The 17363-nt window shown below is 57.4% G+C and carries 14 protein-coding genes and 1 pseudogene; 4 read left to right on the top strand and 11 right to left on the bottom strand.

Features of this window, described 5'->3' with window-relative positions; translation table 11 throughout:
* Positions 1-970: 970 nt before the first annotated feature.
* Together AAAC48_RS21415 and lepA are read right to left on the bottom strand one after the other, a co-directional pair.
* Positions 971-1159: a hypothetical protein gene (locus AAAC48_RS21415; protein WP_340656126.1), complete on the bottom strand. Its 189-nt coding sequence runs from the start codon at positions 1157-1159 to the stop codon at positions 971-973.
* Between the two features lie 42 nt (positions 1160-1201).
* Positions 1202-3010: a translation elongation factor 4 gene (lepA, locus tag AAAC48_RS21410; RefSeq protein WP_340656125.1), complete on the bottom strand. Its 1809-nt coding sequence runs from the start codon at positions 3008-3010 to the stop codon at positions 1202-1204.
* A gap of 144 nt (positions 3011-3154) precedes the next feature.
* Here lepA and AAAC48_RS21405 point away from each other — a divergent pair, with 144 nt between their 5' ends.
* Entirely contained in the window at positions 3155-3727 is a 573-nt protein-coding gene (locus AAAC48_RS21405; protein WP_340656124.1) for a DUF2239 family protein, read from the top strand.
* Between the two features lie 7 nt (positions 3728-3734).
* On the opposite strand, the gene AAAC48_RS21400 is transcribed toward AAAC48_RS21405, so the two are convergent.
* Positions 3735-4619 carry an ATP/GTP-binding protein gene (locus AAAC48_RS21400; RefSeq protein ID WP_340656123.1) on the bottom strand — a complete coding sequence of 295 codons (885 nt, stop codon included), beginning with the start codon at positions 4617-4619 and terminating at the stop codon, positions 3735-3737.
* Between the two features lie 117 nt (positions 4620-4736).
* On the opposite strand from AAAC48_RS21400, the gene AAAC48_RS21395 reads away from it, so the two are divergent.
* Positions 4737-5510 carry a helix-turn-helix transcriptional regulator gene (locus AAAC48_RS21395; protein WP_340656122.1) on the top strand — a complete coding sequence of 258 codons (774 nt, stop codon included), beginning with the start codon at positions 4737-4739 and terminating at the stop codon, positions 5508-5510.
* Here AAAC48_RS21395 and AAAC48_RS21390 read toward each other — a convergent pair.
* The 7 genes and pseudogenes from AAAC48_RS21390 to pgi all read right to left on the bottom strand — a co-directional run bounded on the left by AAAC48_RS21390 (position 5497) and on the right by pgi (position 12955).
* Positions 5497-5898 (bottom strand): PIN domain-containing protein, encoded by a 402-nt coding sequence (locus tag AAAC48_RS21390; protein WP_340656121.1) that lies wholly within the window; start codon positions 5896-5898, stop codon positions 5497-5499. The genes AAAC48_RS21395 and AAAC48_RS21390 overlap by 14 nt on opposite strands.
* 1 nt (position 5899) lies before the next feature.
* A pseudogene (locus AAAC48_RS21385) lies at positions 5900-6131 on the bottom strand (AbrB/MazE/SpoVT family DNA-binding domain-containing protein).
* Positions 6132-6227: 96 nt separating this feature from the next.
* Positions 6228-8210, bottom strand: a complete 1983-nt coding sequence (locus tag AAAC48_RS21380) for a PhoX family phosphatase (protein ID WP_340656120.1) — start codon at positions 8208-8210, stop codon at positions 6228-6230.
* Positions 8211-8351: 141 nt separating this feature from the next.
* Positions 8352-9341 carry a threonine/serine dehydratase gene (locus AAAC48_RS21375; RefSeq protein ID WP_340656119.1) on the bottom strand — a complete coding sequence of 330 codons (990 nt, stop codon included), beginning with the start codon at positions 9339-9341 and terminating at the stop codon, positions 8352-8354.
* A gap of 101 nt (positions 9342-9442) precedes the next feature.
* On the bottom strand, positions 9443-10183 hold the full coding sequence (locus tag AAAC48_RS21370) for an HAD family hydrolase (protein ID WP_340656118.1): 741 nt from the start codon (positions 10181-10183) through the stop codon (positions 9443-9445).
* Positions 10183-11235, bottom strand: coding sequence for a succinylglutamate desuccinylase/aspartoacylase family protein (locus AAAC48_RS21365; protein ID WP_340656117.1), 1053 nt, complete (start codon positions 11233-11235; stop codon positions 10183-10185). The genes AAAC48_RS21370 and AAAC48_RS21365 overlap by 1 nt, the downstream gene beginning before the upstream one ends.
* 61 nt (positions 11236-11296) lie before the next feature.
* Positions 11297-12955, bottom strand: a complete 1659-nt coding sequence (gene pgi, locus AAAC48_RS21360) for a glucose-6-phosphate isomerase (RefSeq protein ID WP_340656116.1) — start codon at positions 12953-12955, stop codon at positions 11297-11299.
* 200 nt (positions 12956-13155) lie between these two features.
* Between pgi and AAAC48_RS21355 the strand changes: the two genes are divergently transcribed.
* Entirely contained in the window at positions 13156-13599 is a 444-nt protein-coding gene (locus tag AAAC48_RS21355; protein ID WP_340656115.1) for a carbon monoxide dehydrogenase subunit G, read from the top strand.
* 118 nt (positions 13600-13717) lie between these two features.
* Positions 13718-15331, top strand: a complete 1614-nt coding sequence (locus AAAC48_RS21350; protein WP_340656114.1) for an FAD-dependent oxidoreductase — start codon at positions 13718-13720, stop codon at positions 15329-15331.
* 78 nt (positions 15332-15409) lie between these two features.
* Here AAAC48_RS21350 and AAAC48_RS21345 read toward each other — a convergent pair whose 3' ends face one another.
* Positions 15410-17044, bottom strand: coding sequence for a Na+/H+ antiporter (locus tag AAAC48_RS21345; RefSeq protein ID WP_340656113.1), 1635 nt, complete (start codon positions 17042-17044; stop codon positions 15410-15412).
* Between the last annotated feature and the right edge of the window lie 319 nt (positions 17045-17363).

The following is a 17363-nucleotide window of genomic DNA, read 5'->3' as shown; positions in this document are numbered from 1 at the left end:
GGTGTGGGTATTGTGCAGTGCAATATCCGCATGGCTGGTATGTTGGCTGGGATTAATCCAGATGTTTCGCTTACTAGACCAGAACTAGAATGGTATCGGCTCGTCAGCCTCTTTCTCGATCCATTTTCCCGCTGCAGGACTTCCAATCCCATTATATATTTGTGCTTGATTTATTTCATCGGATATCGCTTCAATATAGCGCTATTATCGTAGAATTGCTCGGCCATATAGTCGGTGACAATATGTAAGTCGTTATTGAATAATTTGATTGTTTTTTCATCAATGTTTTTTGATAGCCTGACATCAGAGAATCCGAGTGATTGTTTCTGTTTTACTTTATCAACAACGTCTGATGAATTTTCTTAATAGTATTGACTGTAGGTTTAATGAGCAATTATACCAGCGTGCTGGGAAAGATATTGGTGAGCGTTGTATAATGAAATCGCCTTGCAACTAACAATGGAAATGTATTGGTTTCCAATGCCTTTCGAATTGTCTCTTTTATCAAAAAACTATTAGGATATAACCATTCACGATAGTTCTTGCACTCAATGCCAATTGAACCAAAGTCAAAGCCATTGAGGATAAAATCGAAATTTTTCTGAGTTGTATGTCCGGTCATTGTTTGCGGTGGTTCGAGTTTAACCCTACCCTCTTTGTTTAGAGGGGCGTCTTTGTCAAAGGATCCAAGAAATGTGAATCTCGGATTTTCTTCATTGAGGTTTTGGAGACGCTCAAAAATCAGTAGTTCAAGAGCATCACTGACGAATGTGCTTTTTAGTTAACATATTGATTATATGGCTTTTTCGATCACTGAGAAACTGAGCAGATCAGTCCAGGCTCCGCGCTTTGCATAGGCAGAGCCTTTATGGCAATCTGGGCGATTGATACAGCTCTTCTAATCGTCGCTGCCAAATTCAGGTTTATTCTTCGATATCATGTGACCTTAGTACGGTCACCAACAGCAAAGCTACCCACCAACCTGCTCTTCCTGTTCCACGGTCAGTGGCTTGATGCCAGGCGTCGGCGGCTCGGGCTGGTCGCCCTGCGCGACGGGTGTAGCTGGGGGCGGGGTGCGCGGCGCGGTTGTGGTGCAGCCAGCGAGCGCCGCGCTGCACAGGATCAGGCCAACTGTCAGGATGTAATGAGCCAGGCGCATCTGGATTTTACAGGACCTGTAGATTGAGGGCCAAAAAGGTCCTCAACTGTCACTCATCTTCAGCGCCTGGATGAAGGCTTCCTGCGGGATTTCGACCTTGCCGAACTGCCGCATGCGCTTCTTGCCTTCCTTTTGCTTTTCCAGAAGCTTGCGCTTGCGCGAGACGTCGCCGCCATAGCACTTCGCCGTCACGTCCTTGCGCAGGGCCGAGATGGTTTCGCGCGCGATCACCGTGCCGCCGATGGCCGCCTGGATCGGGATCTTGAACATGTGCTTGGGGATCAGATCCTTGAGCTTTTCGCAAAGGTCGCGGCCGCGCTTTTCGGCGGCGGCGCGGTGCACCATCATCGACAATGCGTCCACCGGCTCGCCATTGACCAGCACCGACATCTTGACGAGGTTGCCCTCGCGATAGTCGGAGAGGTGGTAGTCGAAGGAGGCATAGCCCTTGGAGATGGACTTCAGCCGGTCGTAGAAATCGAACACCACTTCGTTGAGCGGCAGGTCATAGGTGACCATGGCGCGTTTGCCGACATAGTTCAGATCGATCTGGATGCCGCGGCGATCCTGGCAGAGCTTCAGGATCGAGCCGAGATAATCATCGGGGGTGAGGATCGTCGCGCGGATCCACGGCTCCTCGATGGAGGCGACCTTCATCACCTCCGGCATGTCGGCGGGGTTGTGCAGCTCGCGCTGGGTGCCGTCGGTCATGTTGAGCTTGTAGACGACGCTCGGGGCGGTGGCGATAAGATCGAGGTTGAACTCGCGCTCCAGCCGCTCCTGGATGATCTCGAGATGCAGCAGCCCCAGGAAGCCGCAGCGGAAGCCGAAGCCGAGCGCGGCGGAGCTTTCCATTTCGAACGAGAACGAGGCGTCGTTGAGGCGCAGGCGGCCCATGGCGGCGCGCAAATCCTCGAAATCCGCCGCATCGACAGGGAAGAGGCCGCAGAACACCACGGGCTGCGCCGGCTTGAAGCCGGGCAGGATTTCGGCGGTCGGGCGCTTGTCTTCGGTGATGGTATCGCCGACGCGGGTGTCGGCCACTTCCTTGATCGAGGCGGTGATGAAGCCGAATTCGCCGGGGCCGAGCTCGTCGACGGCGAGCATCTTCGGCGTGAACACGCCGGTGCGCTCGACCGGATATTTCGCGTCGGTGCCCATCATGCGGATGGTCTGGCCCTTCTTGAGCACGCCATCGATGATGCGCACGAGGACGATGACGCCGAGATAGGCATCGTACCAGCTATCGACCAGCATGGCCTTCAGCGGCTTGTTGCGATCGCCTTCTCGCGGCGGCGGCAGCTGGTTGACGATGGCTTCCAGCACATCCGGGATGCCGAGGCCGGTCTTGGCGGAGATCAGCACGGCCTGGCTCGCATCGATGCCGATGACTTCCTCGACCTGCTCGCGGATACGCTCCGGCTCGGCGGCGGGAAGATCGACCTTGTTGAGCACCACGACGATCTCGTGATTGTTGTCGATGGCCTGGTAGACATTGGCCAGCGTCTGCGCCTCGACGCCCTGGCTGGCATCGACGACGAGCAGCGAGCCTTCGCAGGCGGAAAGCGAGCGCGACACTTCATAGGCGAAGTCGACATGGCCGGGCGTGTCGATCAGGTTGAGGACATAGTCCTCGCCGTTCTTGGCGCGGTAGTTCAGCCGGACGGTCTGCGCCTTGATGGTGATGCCGCGCTCGCGCTCGATATCCATCGAGTCGAGCACCTGCTCCTTCATGTCGCGCTGCTCCAGCCCGCCGGTCGATTGGATCAGGCGGTCGGCAAGGGTGGATTTGCCATGGTCGATATGGGCGACGATGGAGAAATTACGGATGTGATCTAGTGGAGTGCTCATGCGCGCCACATAGAGCATTTCGGGCCGATTTGGAAGGGCGGGCGTGAGCGGCGTTGGCGCCAGGCGCGAATAATTTTACCCGGGTGTATTGACGATGGAATTTTACCCGGGTAAAAGGCAGTCATCAAACAGGTAGGAGCGGCGATGGAAACGACGGAAAACACATGCACGGCTTTTCAGGGCATGCGGAAGATTGCCAGCGGAACGAGGGCCGACGTGGCGTTGACACTGAAGCGGGCGGGGGAGACGCAGCAGCCGATCCTGATTTTCGACGACGCCACGGGCAGGCACGTCGAATTCGACCTGCGCGGCAGCGATGCGGAGATTGTTGCAAGGCTTACCGATGGCGAGCCGCGCAAGCCCGGCCGGCCGAAGCTCGGCGTTACGGCGCGTGAGGTAACACTGCTGCCGCGGCACTGGGAATGGCTGAACAGTCAGCCGGGCGGCGCTTCCGTTACGTTACGCAAGCTGGTCGATACAGCACGTAACGCAAATGGCGGGCGCGAGAAAAAGCGCAAGGCGCAGGAAGCGGCGGACCGTTTCATGCTGGCGATGGCGGGAAACCAGCCGCACTACGAAGAGGCAGCGCGGGCGCTCTATGCCGGCAATGTCCAGCAATTCACCGACTTGACGGAAGGCTGGCCGGCGGATGTGCGCGATCATGTGCGGCGGTTGAGCGAGCCGGCTTTTGATTGGCCTCACTCGCCTGGCGCCTGAAGATTGCTCAGCTCCGGGGCGCAAGCTTCAGGGCATGCACCTCGCCCTCGTTCATCATCGGCACATATATGGTGTCTTCTTCATCCGAACCGATATCCGCACTGCCCGGCTTGAATCGCGCGACCGCTTCGGGCGCCTGGTCATCGGCCACATGGAATAGCGTTCCCTTCATGTAATCGCTCACATAGATATTGCCGGGAAAGGTCACGATCCCATCGACATTGGCAAAGCCGCTGGCGTTTGGGAACGGCGTGATAGCTTTCGTCGCCATGTCGACACCAAGCAATCCGCCCAGCTGTTCGGTCGAGAAATCTGCCCGCATGCCTGTACCCCATGATCCGACGATCAGCCGTTGCCCATCGGCAACGATACCGTTGGGGGTCTTCAGGTCCACGCTTTCGAGCCATAGTTCAACCTTGCCGCCGGAATAACGATAGATGCGGTTGGCGAGCATGTCGGTGACATAGACATCACCATTGTCCGCGGCTGTGACATCATTCAAGAACACAGCCTTTTCGGGCGCCAAGGTCGTTAAAATCTTGCCAGTTTCAAGATCGATGACGCGCAATCTTGTTATATCGGACACGAATAGTTTGCCGCCGGAAATGGCCATACCCTTTGGCGCATCCAAGCCGGTGGCCCAATCCGGCTTGATGAATTGTCCATCGCGCGCAATCAGCGACAGGTAGCCATTGCCATCGACAGCGTCGGGCGCGCCGTTCATGTTGCCGACGATCAGACGATCATGCGCCTTGTCGTAGAGAACCGATTCCGGCGTCTTGAATCCGGCCAGTTGCCAGGCTTGTTTCAACGGGTCGGCCCCAGCCAACTGAATTCCGAAAAGCCCAGCGGTGATAATTGCCGCAGTGAAAATCTTGATTCTTGAGTGCATCGTTTTTCTCCTTGCTCGATCGGAGAAAAGCATTAGATTATCACACTTTATTGGAAAGGCTGCTCACGCATGGTATCATTTTTCGATGCTTTTTGACGAATAACGGGATCAAATTTGATGAATAAGTTGCTGTTCGACACCTTGAAACGTGGATTGAAGGCCAAGAACATTACCTATGCCGATCTCGCCCGGCGCATGAAATTGTCCGAGCCGACGATCAAGCGCATCTTTCAGGAGAAAGATTGCAAGTTCGGCCGCCTCGTCGAGATTTGCGAAGCTGCAGGTATCGAGATCGAGCATCTCATCGGCTCGATGAATCGCGCGCCCGATCAGGGAACAAAGGTGACGCTGGATGTACAGAGACGTCTAGCGCAAAATGATTCAATGTTTTTCGTGCTCATTTTGCTCATTGAAAAATTCACGCCCGCAAGCATCATGCAGATATACGCCTTGAGCGAAGCCAGCATGTTCCTCTACCTGCGCGATCTCGAGAAACTTGGCGTCGTCGAGCTTGGCCGAGGGATGAATTGCCGCCTTTTGATCGACACGCCCGTGCAATGGGATTTCGACGGGCCGCTGCACGAAACATTCATCAAGATGAACCGCAATTTTGTCAGCTGGTGCATCGCCCATCGCAAGGATGACGGGCATTTCATCAGTTTTTCCCGGCGAATGCGCCGACAAACTGCGGAGCTGCTGCGGCAGGAAGCCAGCGAACTGGCTGAACGTGTGAAACTCTTGTCCCATTACGATCTGCAGACAACTCCGGATGACGAGCTTGCCGGGTACAAATGGGCCTGGGGTTTTGGTGCCTCGCCCTTCGGCGAGATGATGCAGGTCGAGCCGCATCCGCGTGAAAAGCGGCAAGCCGTTGGCGTTACTCAGGAGTGATCAACATCAGCATTGGGAAATAGGTACGATAGCGTCGAGGACCGCGCGTGAGGAGCGGCAGATTCTCGACAACTGCATGGGCACCGACAAAGAAGTCCGTCACGACACCCGTTTTGTTACCGCCGTTCTTACGGTACTGCCGAATGGTCTTGGCAGTTTGAAGCAGGGCCGGACGTGGCGTTGGTGCAATATCGACCCGTGTATCGTCGAGGAATCGATCCAGATCTTCAATCCGCCCGAAGCCCACAGAAAGTTCTGCGTGGACGACATCGTTGATTAAAAGCGGGCCGAGCGTGGATACCTCTTTCAATTTCGCTAAAGACCAATGTGACCATTTTCTATTGTTCGTGGTCAGGCCGAGTTGGACGTTGGTGTCTATGAGCAGCAAATCAATCTTCGCCGCGTGTCATTGCCATAATGTCATCAGTGCTAATACCATCAGTGAGGAACCCCCTCCACTTTTCGAAAGGGCTTTCTGGTCGCTTTTCATCGATGTGAACAAGCACTACCTGTCCATCATCGGTGCGCTGAAAATCCACTTCAATTCCCGGAACGATCCCCAAGAGATCGCGAAATGGGTTTGGGGATTGTAACCTGACCCTTTGTCGCGACAGTTGTCATAACAGTCTCGGTACTACCTATATTCTGAAAGGTACTTCCGTCCTCGATTTTCAAGCCCGACTTTAGACCAACATGCCTAAAGCCGGACTTTTCAAATCAAACCGCGATCTTGCCGCCGCCGTTCTTCGTGATGGCTAGGACTGACGGGCGCACGGGCATATTGTCCTTGAAGTCCGGCCAGCGCGTCGAAAGGTCTTCGTAATAGGACGGACGGCCAAAGCCTTCCCAATCCTCGCCGCCGTCCCCCGGATGCTGGACGGCAACCATCATGGTTGCCATATCAGGCAGCATCAGCGGACCGCACATCTCGGCGCCCACCGGTACGCGGAAGAACAGTTTCGACGTGGCGCGGGCACCACCCTCGGTGTCCACCGCCCAGATACCGTCCGTGCGGCCGGTTTCCTTCGGTGAATTGCCATCGGTGGCCACCCACAGGCGCCCATCCGCATCGACCGAACAATTATCCGGCATGCCGAACCAGCCATTCTTGGTGGTGTCGGTGGAGAATGAGGCGCCGACATCGGCGACGGATGGATCGCCGCATTTTAGCAGGATTTCCCATTTGCCCTTGGTGGCAGCAAAGTCACCGCCATCCTCGGCAATCTCTATGATATGGCCAAAGGCGTTCTTGGCGCGCGGATTGGCGGCGTCGACCTGATCGTCCTTGCGCTTGGTGTTGTTGGTGAGCATGACATAAACCTTGCCATTGACGCCATTGGCCTCGATGTCCTCCGGACGGTCCATCTTGGTAGCGCCCAAAAGATCGCCGGCGCGGCGTGTCTCGATCAGGACATCGGCCTGGCTGTTGAAACCGTTTTCCGCGCTAAGCGGACCGGTCCCATGGACGATGGGGAGCCAGTCAATGGTACCATCCACATCGAACTTGGCGACGTACAACGTGCCGTCATCGAGCAGGTCCACATTGGCGGCGCGGTTGTCCGGGTTGAATTTTCCGGCCGTGACGAATTTGTAGACATAGTCGAAGCGCGAGTCATCGCCGAGGTAGAAGACCGCACGCCCATCCTTGGAGACAATCGATGCGGCACCTTCATGCTTGAAACGTCCCATCGTCGTGCGCTTCTTCGGCACGGACAGCGGATCGTTTACATCGATCTCGACGACCCAGCCGAAACGATTGGCCTCATTCGGCTCCTTGGACAGATCGAAACGATCGTGGAACTTGCCCCATTCATAGGTGGCCTCCGGAATGCCGAGACGCTTGTAATTGGCAGCTTCCTTGCTGTCGGCCGGGAGTTCACCAGTGAAATAGCCATTGAAATTTTCTTCGCACGTTATGTAAGTGCCCCAGGGAGTGACGCCGCCGGAGCAATTGTTGATCGTGCCGAAAACCTTCGTCCCGGACGGATCGGCTTTGGTCTTGACACGGTCATGACCTGCGACAGGGCCAGTGAGCTGGATTTCCGTGTTGGCGGTGATGCGACGATTGAGCTTGCCATCCTTGACGACCTGCCATTTGCCATCGACCTTCTTGATCTCGACGATTGTGCCGCCATGGGCGGCCATTTCGATGTCGACGCGCTTCTGGTCGGCCGGCGCAACCTCGATCTTGCCCTCGACAACCTTGACGATACCAGGAAACATCAGATGTTCGTTGGTGTATTCATGATTGACAACCAGAATCCCATGCTCGGAGGAACCGTCTATCGGGATATAACCGACATAGTCATTGTTGTAGCCGAACTGCCTTGCCTGGGCTTGCGGCGTCTGGTTCACAGGATCGAACTCCGGGGAATCCGGAAAAAGGCCGTCACCCCAACGGAGCAGTATGTCCGCATCGTAACCAGCGGCGACATGGTGCTTGTCATCGATACCGGCTTCAACTTCCTCAAAAATGAACGCCGACTTGCTCTCGGCGCGCGCATCATCGGCAAGCATCAGCGCCATCGGGCTGACCGTTGCGGCAATGGCGGAGACGGCGAGCGAGCCTTTCAGGAAGCCGCGACGCGAAAAGCGCGCAGCGATGATCTCGCCCATGGTGGCGTTCTCGGTCGGGTTATGACCCGGTCCTTCATTTTCCTCGAGCAGGCTGGTGCGGAATGGATGAGATCGTTCGTTCATGGCGCTTACCTCTGGCTGTCTGGCTGGGAGAACGGGCTTCAACCGTACCCACCCGCTATGACGCCAGCGTAACAGTATGATGACAAATTCCCGAGTTTTCACCGCTGCGACGAAGGTCTAATGCTGCTTCTCCACGACGCATTAAGCCGCCGCGATCAGCCCGCCATAGATATCGAGATCGACATTGCCGCCGGACAGGACGACGGCGACAGTCTTGCCCTTTAGCTCCACCTCGCCAGCTGCCAAAGCTGCCAGCGCCACACAACCGCCGGGCTCGACAATCAATTTGAGATAGTTGGCGGCATCGCGCATGGCTGCCCTGACCGCACTGTCCGAAACGGCAATCCCACCCGCAAGGTTGTGCTTGTTGATCGGGAACGTCAAAACACCCGGCTGCGGCGTCAGGATCGCGTCGCAAATCGAGCGATGTCCGGCCTCGTTGCTTACGCGTTCGCCCGCGATCAGCGAGCGGCGCAGATCATCGAAGTTTTCCGGCTCGACGCCCCAGATGCGTGTTTGCGGCGAACCTGCCTTCACGGCAACGGAAATCCCACTGATAAGACCGCCGCCACCGGTCGGCACGAAGACCTCGTCGAGCGTCAGTCCGCGTTCCTTCGCTTCGGCGATGAGTTCCAGACCGATCGTGCCCTGCCCCGCCATGATGGACGGGTCGTCATAGGGCGGCACCAGGATCATGCCGCGCTCTTCAATATAGGGAATCGCAACGGCCTCGCGGCTTTGGTTGTAGCGGTCGTAGAGGACGACCTCCGCGCCGTAGGACCGCGTATTGGCGATCTTGGTCTGCGGTGCATCGCTCGGCATGATGATGACGGCCTTGATGCCAAAAAGCCTGGCGGAACTCGCAACACCTTGTGCATGGTTGCCTGAAGAAAACGCAACGATGCCACGCTCGCGCTCGGCCGGGGTGAACTGGCTGATGCGGTTATAGGCACCGCGGAACTTGAACGAGCCGGTACGTTGTTGGCATTCCGGCTTGAACAGGATGCGCGCGTCATACCTCGCGTTCAATGCTTCGGATTCGATCAGGCGGGTGCGTACAAGCTGGCCTTCAAGCCGCGTTGCAGCTGCCTCGACATCGGTTATTCCAACGGCAAAACCCTGACTGTCCATGCGGCCCTCGCTGCAAAACTCTGTTGATAGAGAATTGATAGCACCCTGATTGGCCTCACGCACCCAAATCCTTGTCATCGTAGCAATGGAACGTTCGCAATTCAGGCAGATGGGGAACTTGCGCGGTGTGCCAGAAATTGCGGCAGCTCCGCGATGGAGCCGAGGATGGCGTCGCTAAGGGGTCCAAGATCGTCCAGCGTGCTGTTGCCGGAAAGGACGCCGATGGCAAGGCCAGCGCCGGCCGCATGGGCCATCTCCAAATCATGGGCATTGTCGCCAACCATGGCAATGGTCTCTGGTGCAAGACCGGTCTTGGCAGCAAAGAGATGGAGCTGGTCTGCATGCGGCTTGGCGCGCGCCACGGAATCATAGCCGATAATGACCGTGAACAATGCCGACAGGCCGAGCGCCTCGGCCGTTGCCCGCGCACCCGCTTCGGAATCATTGGTGGCGATGCCAAGGACAAAGCCCTGCGCAGCCAGCGCTTCCAGCGTTACGTGCAGACCCTCGATGCCGACGGCACGGCGCGACCCTTCGCGCACGGCATAGTCATCATAGTCACGGATAAGCGCACGCTTTTCTTCCAGCGTCAGTTCCGGATGCCAGAGATCGACAATGTCATGAATGGTTCCGGCAGCGACCACAGAGCCACCGCGGAATTTTTCCATTTCCCAGTCATAGCCGCCCGCTTCGACAAGCGCTCGCGCTCGCGCCTCGTCGCCATCGGCAGCCTTGTGCGCCAGTTCCATGGTGATGCCGAACCAGGTGCGGTTGAAATCGACCAGCGTGCCATCCTTGTCGAACAGGATGCCGCGGATATGCGGGGAGCGGGAGGTTTCCATCAGGCCTCCAGTGAGCCTGGCCTGGCGTTGTCGGAACGCTTGGTGCCCAACAGTTTCATGAGGTCATCGCCGCGCCTTGTATAGCGATGGCTGCGGCGCGTGAGAATCCTTCCGGCTTGCGGCGCGGTCAAGGTGATGTCGCCGCTCGGATCGCCCGGGATGGTCACGACCGTGACAAGCTTTGCACCAGCCTCCACCTCGGCGCCAATATCGACATGGAAGAAGATCATGCCGCCCTGCGGCGCGCGGATCATCTCGACATTCTCGAGCGGGGTGACGGGACCATTGAAATCGACCTTCAAATCGACGCTGTTATCAATGATCACACCACGATGAACGAGGAAACGGTAAAGGCCTCCCGCATCGGCCTTGCCGGTTTCGATATCGACATCGTTCAGGCCGCGGAATTCGACCGTCGTTACGGCGTGGGTCTTTCGCTGTGCCTGCGACAGTTGCAATACGGGATGTGCGCAGGCTTCCTCGAAGGCAGCATCCGCGGTGCTATCCCACGAAAGGATGGCGCTCGAGCCCAAGGCCGAGGCAAGATCGTACATTTCCGGCAGGAACGCCTGGTGGATGTAGAGATAGCTCTCGCTCTCATCATCGCAGTGGAGATCAAGCACGATTTCATGCGGCAGGGCCAAGCGCAGGAGCTGCGCTTTCAGCCGCTCGGCCAGCGATTTCGGCGCATCGATGGCTGCAAGCCCGGACGTGTCGAAGGTTTCGAGCAACGGAAACGAGCGGTTGAAATTGACGTTCGAGAAAAACTCGAAGCGGCCAAGATGCTGATGCGACAGCCACTGTGCGGAGCCAACCGGATTGGCTTGCGGGACAACGGTGATATTGCCCGCGACACGGCCTTCATTCTCGGCCTTTTCCAGCATGGGAATGAGGAAATGCAGCGCCGCCTGTCCGGGCAATTCTGAACCATGCAAGGAGGATTGCAGATAGGCTGTTGAGGCTTTTTCGTGCTTGCCTTCGAAGCGCAGGACGCGCAGTTCGATCTTGTTGCCCGGTACATCACCGGCAAGCTTGATTGTTTCCGTCTTCATTGCGTCTCTTCCCTAACTTCACCCTGATGGGAATCAGGGTGAATTTTCCAACAGTCTCTTCTTAGGCTTGTTTGTCCCGGCGCTTGCGCAAGTGCGCGACAAGGCCTTGCGTGGAAGCGTCCTTACCCTTCGGCTTGACCTCGCCCGAAACGACCGGCAGCAGTTCCGTCGCCAATTCCTTGCCGAGTTCGACGCCCCACTGATCAAAGGCGTTGATGCCGAAAAGCTGTGCTTCGACGAACACCCGGTGTTCGTAAAGCGCGATCAGACGGCCGAGGGCATAGGGGTCGAGCTTGTCATGGACGATGGTGATCGATGGCCGGTTGCCGGTGAAGACGCGATGCGGCGCGATCCGGTTCACTTCCGATTTCGGCAGGTTCTTTGCCGCAAGCTGTGCCTTGGCTTCCTCCAGCGTGCGGCCCTTCATCAGGGCTTCGGATTGGGCGAGGCAGTTGGCGAGCAGCATTTCGTGCTGGTTGTCGAGGTGCGGCTCGTGGCCCTTCGCCGCGACGATGAACTCCACGGGGATCGTGTCCGTACCCTGGTGCAGGAGCTGGAAGAAAGCGTGCTGGCCATTGGTGCCGGGCTCGCCCCAGACAACCGGGCCAGTCGGGCCCGATACCGGCTTGCCGTCGACCGTGACGCCCTTGCCATTGGATTCCATGTCAAGCTGCTGCAGGTAGGCGGGCAGACGCGCGAGGCGCTGATCGTAAGGGATAACGGCGCGGCTGGTGTAACCTGAAATGGCGCGGTGCCAGTAGCCGACAAGGCCGAGCATCATGGGCAGGTTCTTGTGCGGGGCCGCCTTGCGGAAATGCTCATCCATCGCATGGGCGCCGTCGAGGAACCGGCCGAAATCCTCAGGGCCAATGGCGATCATCAACGGCAGGCCGATAGCGGACCAGATCGAATAGCGGCCGCCGACCCAGTCCCAGAATCCGAAGATCCGGTCAGCGGGTATGCCAAATGCGTCGACCTTGTCGAGTGCCGTGGAGACAGCGGCGAAATGCTGGCCGACGGCCTTTTCGCCAAGCGCATCGGCGATCCATTTGCGCGCCGTCTTGGCATTGGTCATGGTCTCGATGGTGGTGAAGGTCTTCGAGGCGATGATGATCAATGTCGTCGCCGGATCGAGACCGGCGAGCGTATCGGCAATATGCGCGCCGTCGATGTTAGAGACGAAATGCAGCTTCGGTCCGTCATGATACGGCGACAGCGCCAAGGTGGCCATCGCCGGGCCAAGGTCGGAGCCGCCAATGCCGATATTCACCACATCGGTAATCGGCTTGTTCTTCGAGCCTTTGATTGCGCCCGAGCGCAGGCCATTCGAGAAGGCCGCCATGCGGTCAAGCACGTCCTTGACGCCCGGCATGACATCTTCGCCGTCGACCTTGATCGGTTTGCCGGAACGATTGCGCAGCGCGATGTGCAGCACAGCGCGGCCTTCCGTATTGTTGATTGGTTTGCCGGCAAACATTGCATCGCGACGCTCTTCAACCCCGGCAACTTTCGCCAATTCGGTGAGCCGCGACAGAGTTTGGTCATTCACAAGGCATTTCGACCAATCGAGGAGAAGATCATCGAGCTGGAGCGAATAGCGGGAGAAGCGTTTTGGATCATCGGCGAAGGTCGCGCGCATATTCTTCGGAGCGCCGCTTTTCCAATGTGCTTTCAATGCCAACACCTGCTGCTTGAGGTCGTTCGCTTGTCCTGACGCCATGTCTGTCTCCTGAAGTCACGCTTGATCGTGGGCAAACTGCCACCGGAACGGTTTCAGTTCAATTGATCGAAGAAAGAATCTCTATGCTTTCCATAATACGGTAAGGGTGCACTGCAAATACGGGCGGAACTGCGGCGCGGAAACGCTTCTATTTGTCCGAATATTATTCTAACCTTCCCGAAGCCAGGGAGGGTCTCAGCATGGATTTGACGGGAGAAGAACGTATTGCCGCATCGCGCGACGCTGTCTGGAAAGCCTTGAATGACCCGGAAATATTGAAAGCCTGCATCCCAGGTTGCGAAAGCCTTGAAAAAATTTCCGACACGGAACTCGAAGCTACAGTCGGCGTCAAGATCGGACCGGTCAAGGCGCGCTTCAACGGCAAGGTTGAACTGACCAATCTCAACCCGCCCTCGTCTTATACAATTTCCGGCGAAGGCAAAGGCGGCATCGCCGGCTTCGCCAAGGGCGGTGCCGATGTGACCCTGACCCAAGAGGGCGCCGAAACAGTGCTGGCCTATGTGGTGAATGCTGATGTCGGCGGCAAGATCGCGCAACTCGGCAGCCGCCTGATCTTGTCGACATCAAAGAAGCTCGCCACGCAGTTCTTTGAAAATCTCAACCAGGCCATCAGCGGAACTTAGAGCAAATTCCCCTGCCCTGTCGCAATTTCCATAAGCCATGGCGGAAAGCCGTTTGGGTTTGCGGTGCCTAAGCCGGATATCCTGCCCCTACGCAATTTTGCGTTCGGACAAGGTATTCATGCGTTCCTTTGATTTCATCATTGTCGGATCAGGATCAGCTGGATCAGTCGTGGCGGAGCGTCTATCGGCCAACGGCCGATATTCGGTACTGGTATTGGAAGCAGGCGGCTCGGACCGGCGGTTTTTCATCGCCATGCCGCTTGGCTATGGCAAGACGTTTTATGACAAATCCGTCAACTGGATGTACCGCGCCGAACCCGATCCCGGCCTTGGCGGCAATGCAGATTACTGGCCCCGCGGTAAAGTACTTGGCGGGTCGAGTTCGATCAACGCCATGGTCTATGTTCGCGGGGCCTTCGAAGATTTCGATGAATGGCGTGACAGGGGCAACTGCGGCTGGGGCGCTTCTGACCTTTTGCCGATTTTTCGTTCGCTTGAGGATCATGATGGAACGGCCGGCAGTCTTGGCCGCGGCGGACCTCTGCATGTCGCCGATTGCTCCAAACTGTTCCACCCCTTGGCCAACAAACTCATTACGGCTGCCCAGGAAGCCGGGCTCGCCTATAATCCCGATTTCAACGGAACGACACAGGAGGGCGTTGGCGCATTCCAGCTGACGACCAAGGGCGGACGGCGCATGTCCGCAGCGCGGGCTTTCTTGCGGCCGGCAATGAAGCGGCCGAATGTGACCGTTATCACGCAGGCGATGGTGACACGCATCGTTTTCGACGGGAACCGCGCCACGGGCGTCGAATTCACTCGCAACGGGAAGCGCGACACGGTGAAGGCAGGTCGCGAAGTCGTTTTGTGTGGCGGATCTGTCAACACGCCACAACTGCTTGAACTGTCGGGTATCGGCGATGGGATGCGTCTGCGCGAGCTTGGTATTCCCCTGGTGCACAACAATGCGCAGGTCGGTGAGAACCTGCAGGATCATCTCGGCATCAATTACACCTACCGGGCCAATGTGCCTTCGCTCAACCAGGTACTGCGACCCTGGTGGGGCAAGGCTCTCGCCGGCATCGAATATCTCCTTTTGCGGACTGGACCGCTCTCGATCAGCATGAACCAGGGCGGGGGCTTCTTCCGCACCGATCCATCCCGCAAACGCGCCAACATGCAGCTCTATTTCCAGGCGTTCTCCACAGTCGTCCCTAAAGCGGGTGAGCGACCGATCCTCACACCCGATCCCTGGCCGGGCTTCTCCATCGGGCTTTCCAATTGTCGCCCGACCAGCACGGGCTCGATCCATATTCGCTCCGGCAATCCACTTGAGCAGCCGCTGATCGTGCCCAATGCGTTTTCGACCGACCATGACGTTGCCGAGATGCTCGACGCAGTGAAATTCCTGCGCAGGATTGCCGCGACGCCCACTATGTCCAAGCTGATCGTCGAGGAATTGCTGCCAGGTCCAGCCTGCCAAAGCGATGAGGAACTGGTCGCGGATTTCAGAAGGCGCAGCGGCACCGTATATCATCCGGTTTCCACTTGCCGCATGGGACCAGACCCATCGCAATCGGTGGTCGATCCGCGGCTTCGGGTTCATGGCATAAACGGCCTGCGTGTCATCGATTGCTCGGTGTTCCCGAACATCATTTCCGGCAATACCAATGCCGCCGCAATGATGGTGGGAGCGAAGGGAGCACAGCTCGTGCTGGAAGATCAGGGCTGAGCGAGATGCACCGATATAAATAGGTAGGTCTAATGCACTGACGTCCGATGCCGATTATCGCTCCCCTTGCGGGAGAACCTACCCGTATCTGGCTTCAAGCAGGTCGATATCACGGACCATCTTTGTAGCCATCGTGCTTTCAAGCCGCCTTGCCCGAACCAAGCGGTAGATTTCCTGCCGCTCGGCCTTCAGCGCAGTGATATGCAGAAGCTTTCCAATCTCCTCGCTTCGCGCCGTCTGTTCGCGTTCCTCGCCGAGGTGCATACGCCCGTCGATGCGCTTGCGGTAAAGCTCCATAATCTGCGCGGCCACATCAGCGTAGATGTCGGCGTCAGCCCGTCCGGCAGCGAGATTGTGCTGGGCCCGCTCGACCGCCATGATGGCGGCCTCCGCCGCCGCAATACGCGCATAATCCTCCTCTTTCTGGTTGGAATCTTCAACCGGCAGGTCGATAGTCCTGAGCAGCCGGGGAAGACAGACGCTTGCCATGATGAGCGACAGGATAATGACGCCCGTTGCCAGGAAAATGACCAGATCGCGGGCAGGGAAAAGACTTCCGTCATTCAGAAAGAGGGGCAGTGTCAAGATACCAGCAAGGGTAATGGCGCCGCGCACGCCGGCAAACGACATGGTGGCGACCAGCTGCCAGCTCGGGCGCACGACGGCCTGCCTGCGGTCAGAGGGGCGCGACAGGGCAATGCGCCATGACGCCCAGACCCACAGGAAGCGGAGTGCGGCCAATGCCGCGTATATAACCACGACGTAGACGGCCAGCCACCATGGACTTGAGTTATCACCGTGCTGGACGTTCTCGACCGCTCCAGAGAATATACCGGGAAGCTGTTCCCCCAAAAGCACGAAGATCGCACCGTTGGCAGCGAATTGCGCCGTGTCCCAGACGGCCGTACGCCGCACCCTTGTCAACGCCAGCGACTGGGCGGTGATTTCGGCGTAGCTCATGGTAATACCGGCGGCGACGGCAGCGAGAATGCCGGATGCATGGACGTGCTCGGCAAGGAGATAGGCGCCGAAGGGGATGAGCAGGCTGATAAGAATCTGCGACCCGCTCTCCTCACCCAGATGCCGGGTCAGGAACGCTTTGCCCCGGGTGACGCCAATGGTAACACCAACGCCGATGGCGATGCCCACGAAGGCAAGCCAGAGAAAGGTGAAGAAAGCTTCAGACAACGAAAATGAACCGGTCAGCATCGCCGCGACGGCAAAGCGCATGCAGACGAGACCGGACGCATCGTTCAGCAGCGATTCCCCCTCGAGAATATGCATCATGCGCGAGGGGATCGGCACGCGGGCCGCTATGGCTGAGACAGCCACGGGATCGGTCGGAGAGACGATGGCGGCCAGTGCAAAGGCGACAGGGAGCGGAACGGACGGAATCATCCAGTGAACGAAAAAGCCGAGGCCAAGCACAGTGAAGATGACAAGTCCCAACGCCATCTCAAGGATGATGCCCTTGTCGCGAAACAGCCCCTCCTTTGGGATGCGCCAGCCGTCGAGGAACAATAGTGGCGGCAGGAACAGCAGAAAGAAGATATCGGGATCGAGCTCCATGCGGATGCTGGTCAGAGACGCAATCACCGCGCCGAGCCCGATTTGCACCAAAGGCAGCGGCACCGGCAGGGGCAGCATGCGAATGATGGAGTCACTGACCACCACGGCCAGGAGCATCAGCAGGACAACGGTTATTATTTCCACGGTGAATCCAGTTTCGACAAGTGAACAGGATGAAGGAAGTGCGGGTGCTTTGTCGAGGCGAACCTTGGCAACTTTGTGCCCGGATAATGCCGAATGGATGAATTGCGTGCGTTCGGGAAAAACAACGGCGCAATAATTTTTACGTTTACGTTAATGTAAATACTTGCGTGCTCCGCACCTCTCGCAATAGATAGGATTGTTGAGTAGCATGGGGTGCGGCAGGAGAACCGCACGCTGGGGCTGAAGAAAAAATAACTGGGAGGTTAATGTGGCGAAAGAGACAATACCGGTAAAAGCGCAAAAGACTACGAATGCGCAA

The sequence above is a fragment of the Phyllobacterium sp. genome, assembly GCF_037994405.1.
Classification (GTDB): domain Bacteria; phylum Pseudomonadota; class Alphaproteobacteria; order Rhizobiales; family Rhizobiaceae; genus Phyllobacterium.
This window is presented reverse-complemented; position numbering and strand designations above follow the sequence as displayed.

What these genes read in the sequence shown, in the direction of transcription:
- AAAC48_RS21415 (WP_340656126.1), bottom strand. Translation starts at nt 1,159, where the DNA reads ATGCGCCTGGCTCATTACATCCTGACAGTTGGCCTGATCCTGTGCAGC.
- lepA (WP_340656125.1), bottom strand. Translation starts at nt 3,010, where the DNA reads ATGAGCACTCCACTAGATCACATCCGTAATTTCTCCATCGTCGCCCAT.
- AAAC48_RS21405 (WP_340656124.1), top strand. Translation starts at nt 3,155, where the DNA reads ATGGAAACGACGGAAAACACATGCACGGCTTTTCAGGGCATGCGGAAG.
- AAAC48_RS21400 (WP_340656123.1), bottom strand. Translation starts at nt 4,619, where the DNA reads ATGCACTCAAGAATCAAGATTTTCACTGCGGCAATTATCACCGCTGGG.
- AAAC48_RS21395 (WP_340656122.1), top strand. Translation starts at nt 4,737, where the DNA reads ATGAATAAGTTGCTGTTCGACACCTTGAAACGTGGATTGAAGGCCAAG.
- AAAC48_RS21380 (WP_340656120.1), bottom strand. Translation starts at nt 8,210, where the DNA reads ATGAACGAACGATCTCATCCATTCCGCACCAGCCTGCTCGAGGAAAAT.
- AAAC48_RS21375 (WP_340656119.1), bottom strand. Translation starts at nt 9,341, where the DNA reads ATGGACAGTCAGGGTTTTGCCGTTGGAATAACCGATGTCGAGGCAGCT.
- AAAC48_RS21370 (WP_340656118.1), bottom strand. Translation starts at nt 10,183, where the DNA reads ATGGAAACCTCCCGCTCCCCGCATATCCGCGGCATCCTGTTCGACAAG.
- AAAC48_RS21365 (WP_340656117.1), bottom strand. Translation starts at nt 11,235, where the DNA reads ATGAAGACGGAAACAATCAAGCTTGCCGGTGATGTACCGGGCAACAAG.
- pgi (WP_340656116.1), bottom strand. Translation starts at nt 12,955, where the DNA reads ATGGCGTCAGGACAAGCGAACGACCTCAAGCAGCAGGTGTTGGCATTG.
- AAAC48_RS21355 (WP_340656115.1), top strand. Translation starts at nt 13,156, where the DNA reads ATGGATTTGACGGGAGAAGAACGTATTGCCGCATCGCGCGACGCTGTC.
- AAAC48_RS21350 (WP_340656114.1), top strand. Translation starts at nt 13,718, where the DNA reads ATGCGTTCCTTTGATTTCATCATTGTCGGATCAGGATCAGCTGGATCA.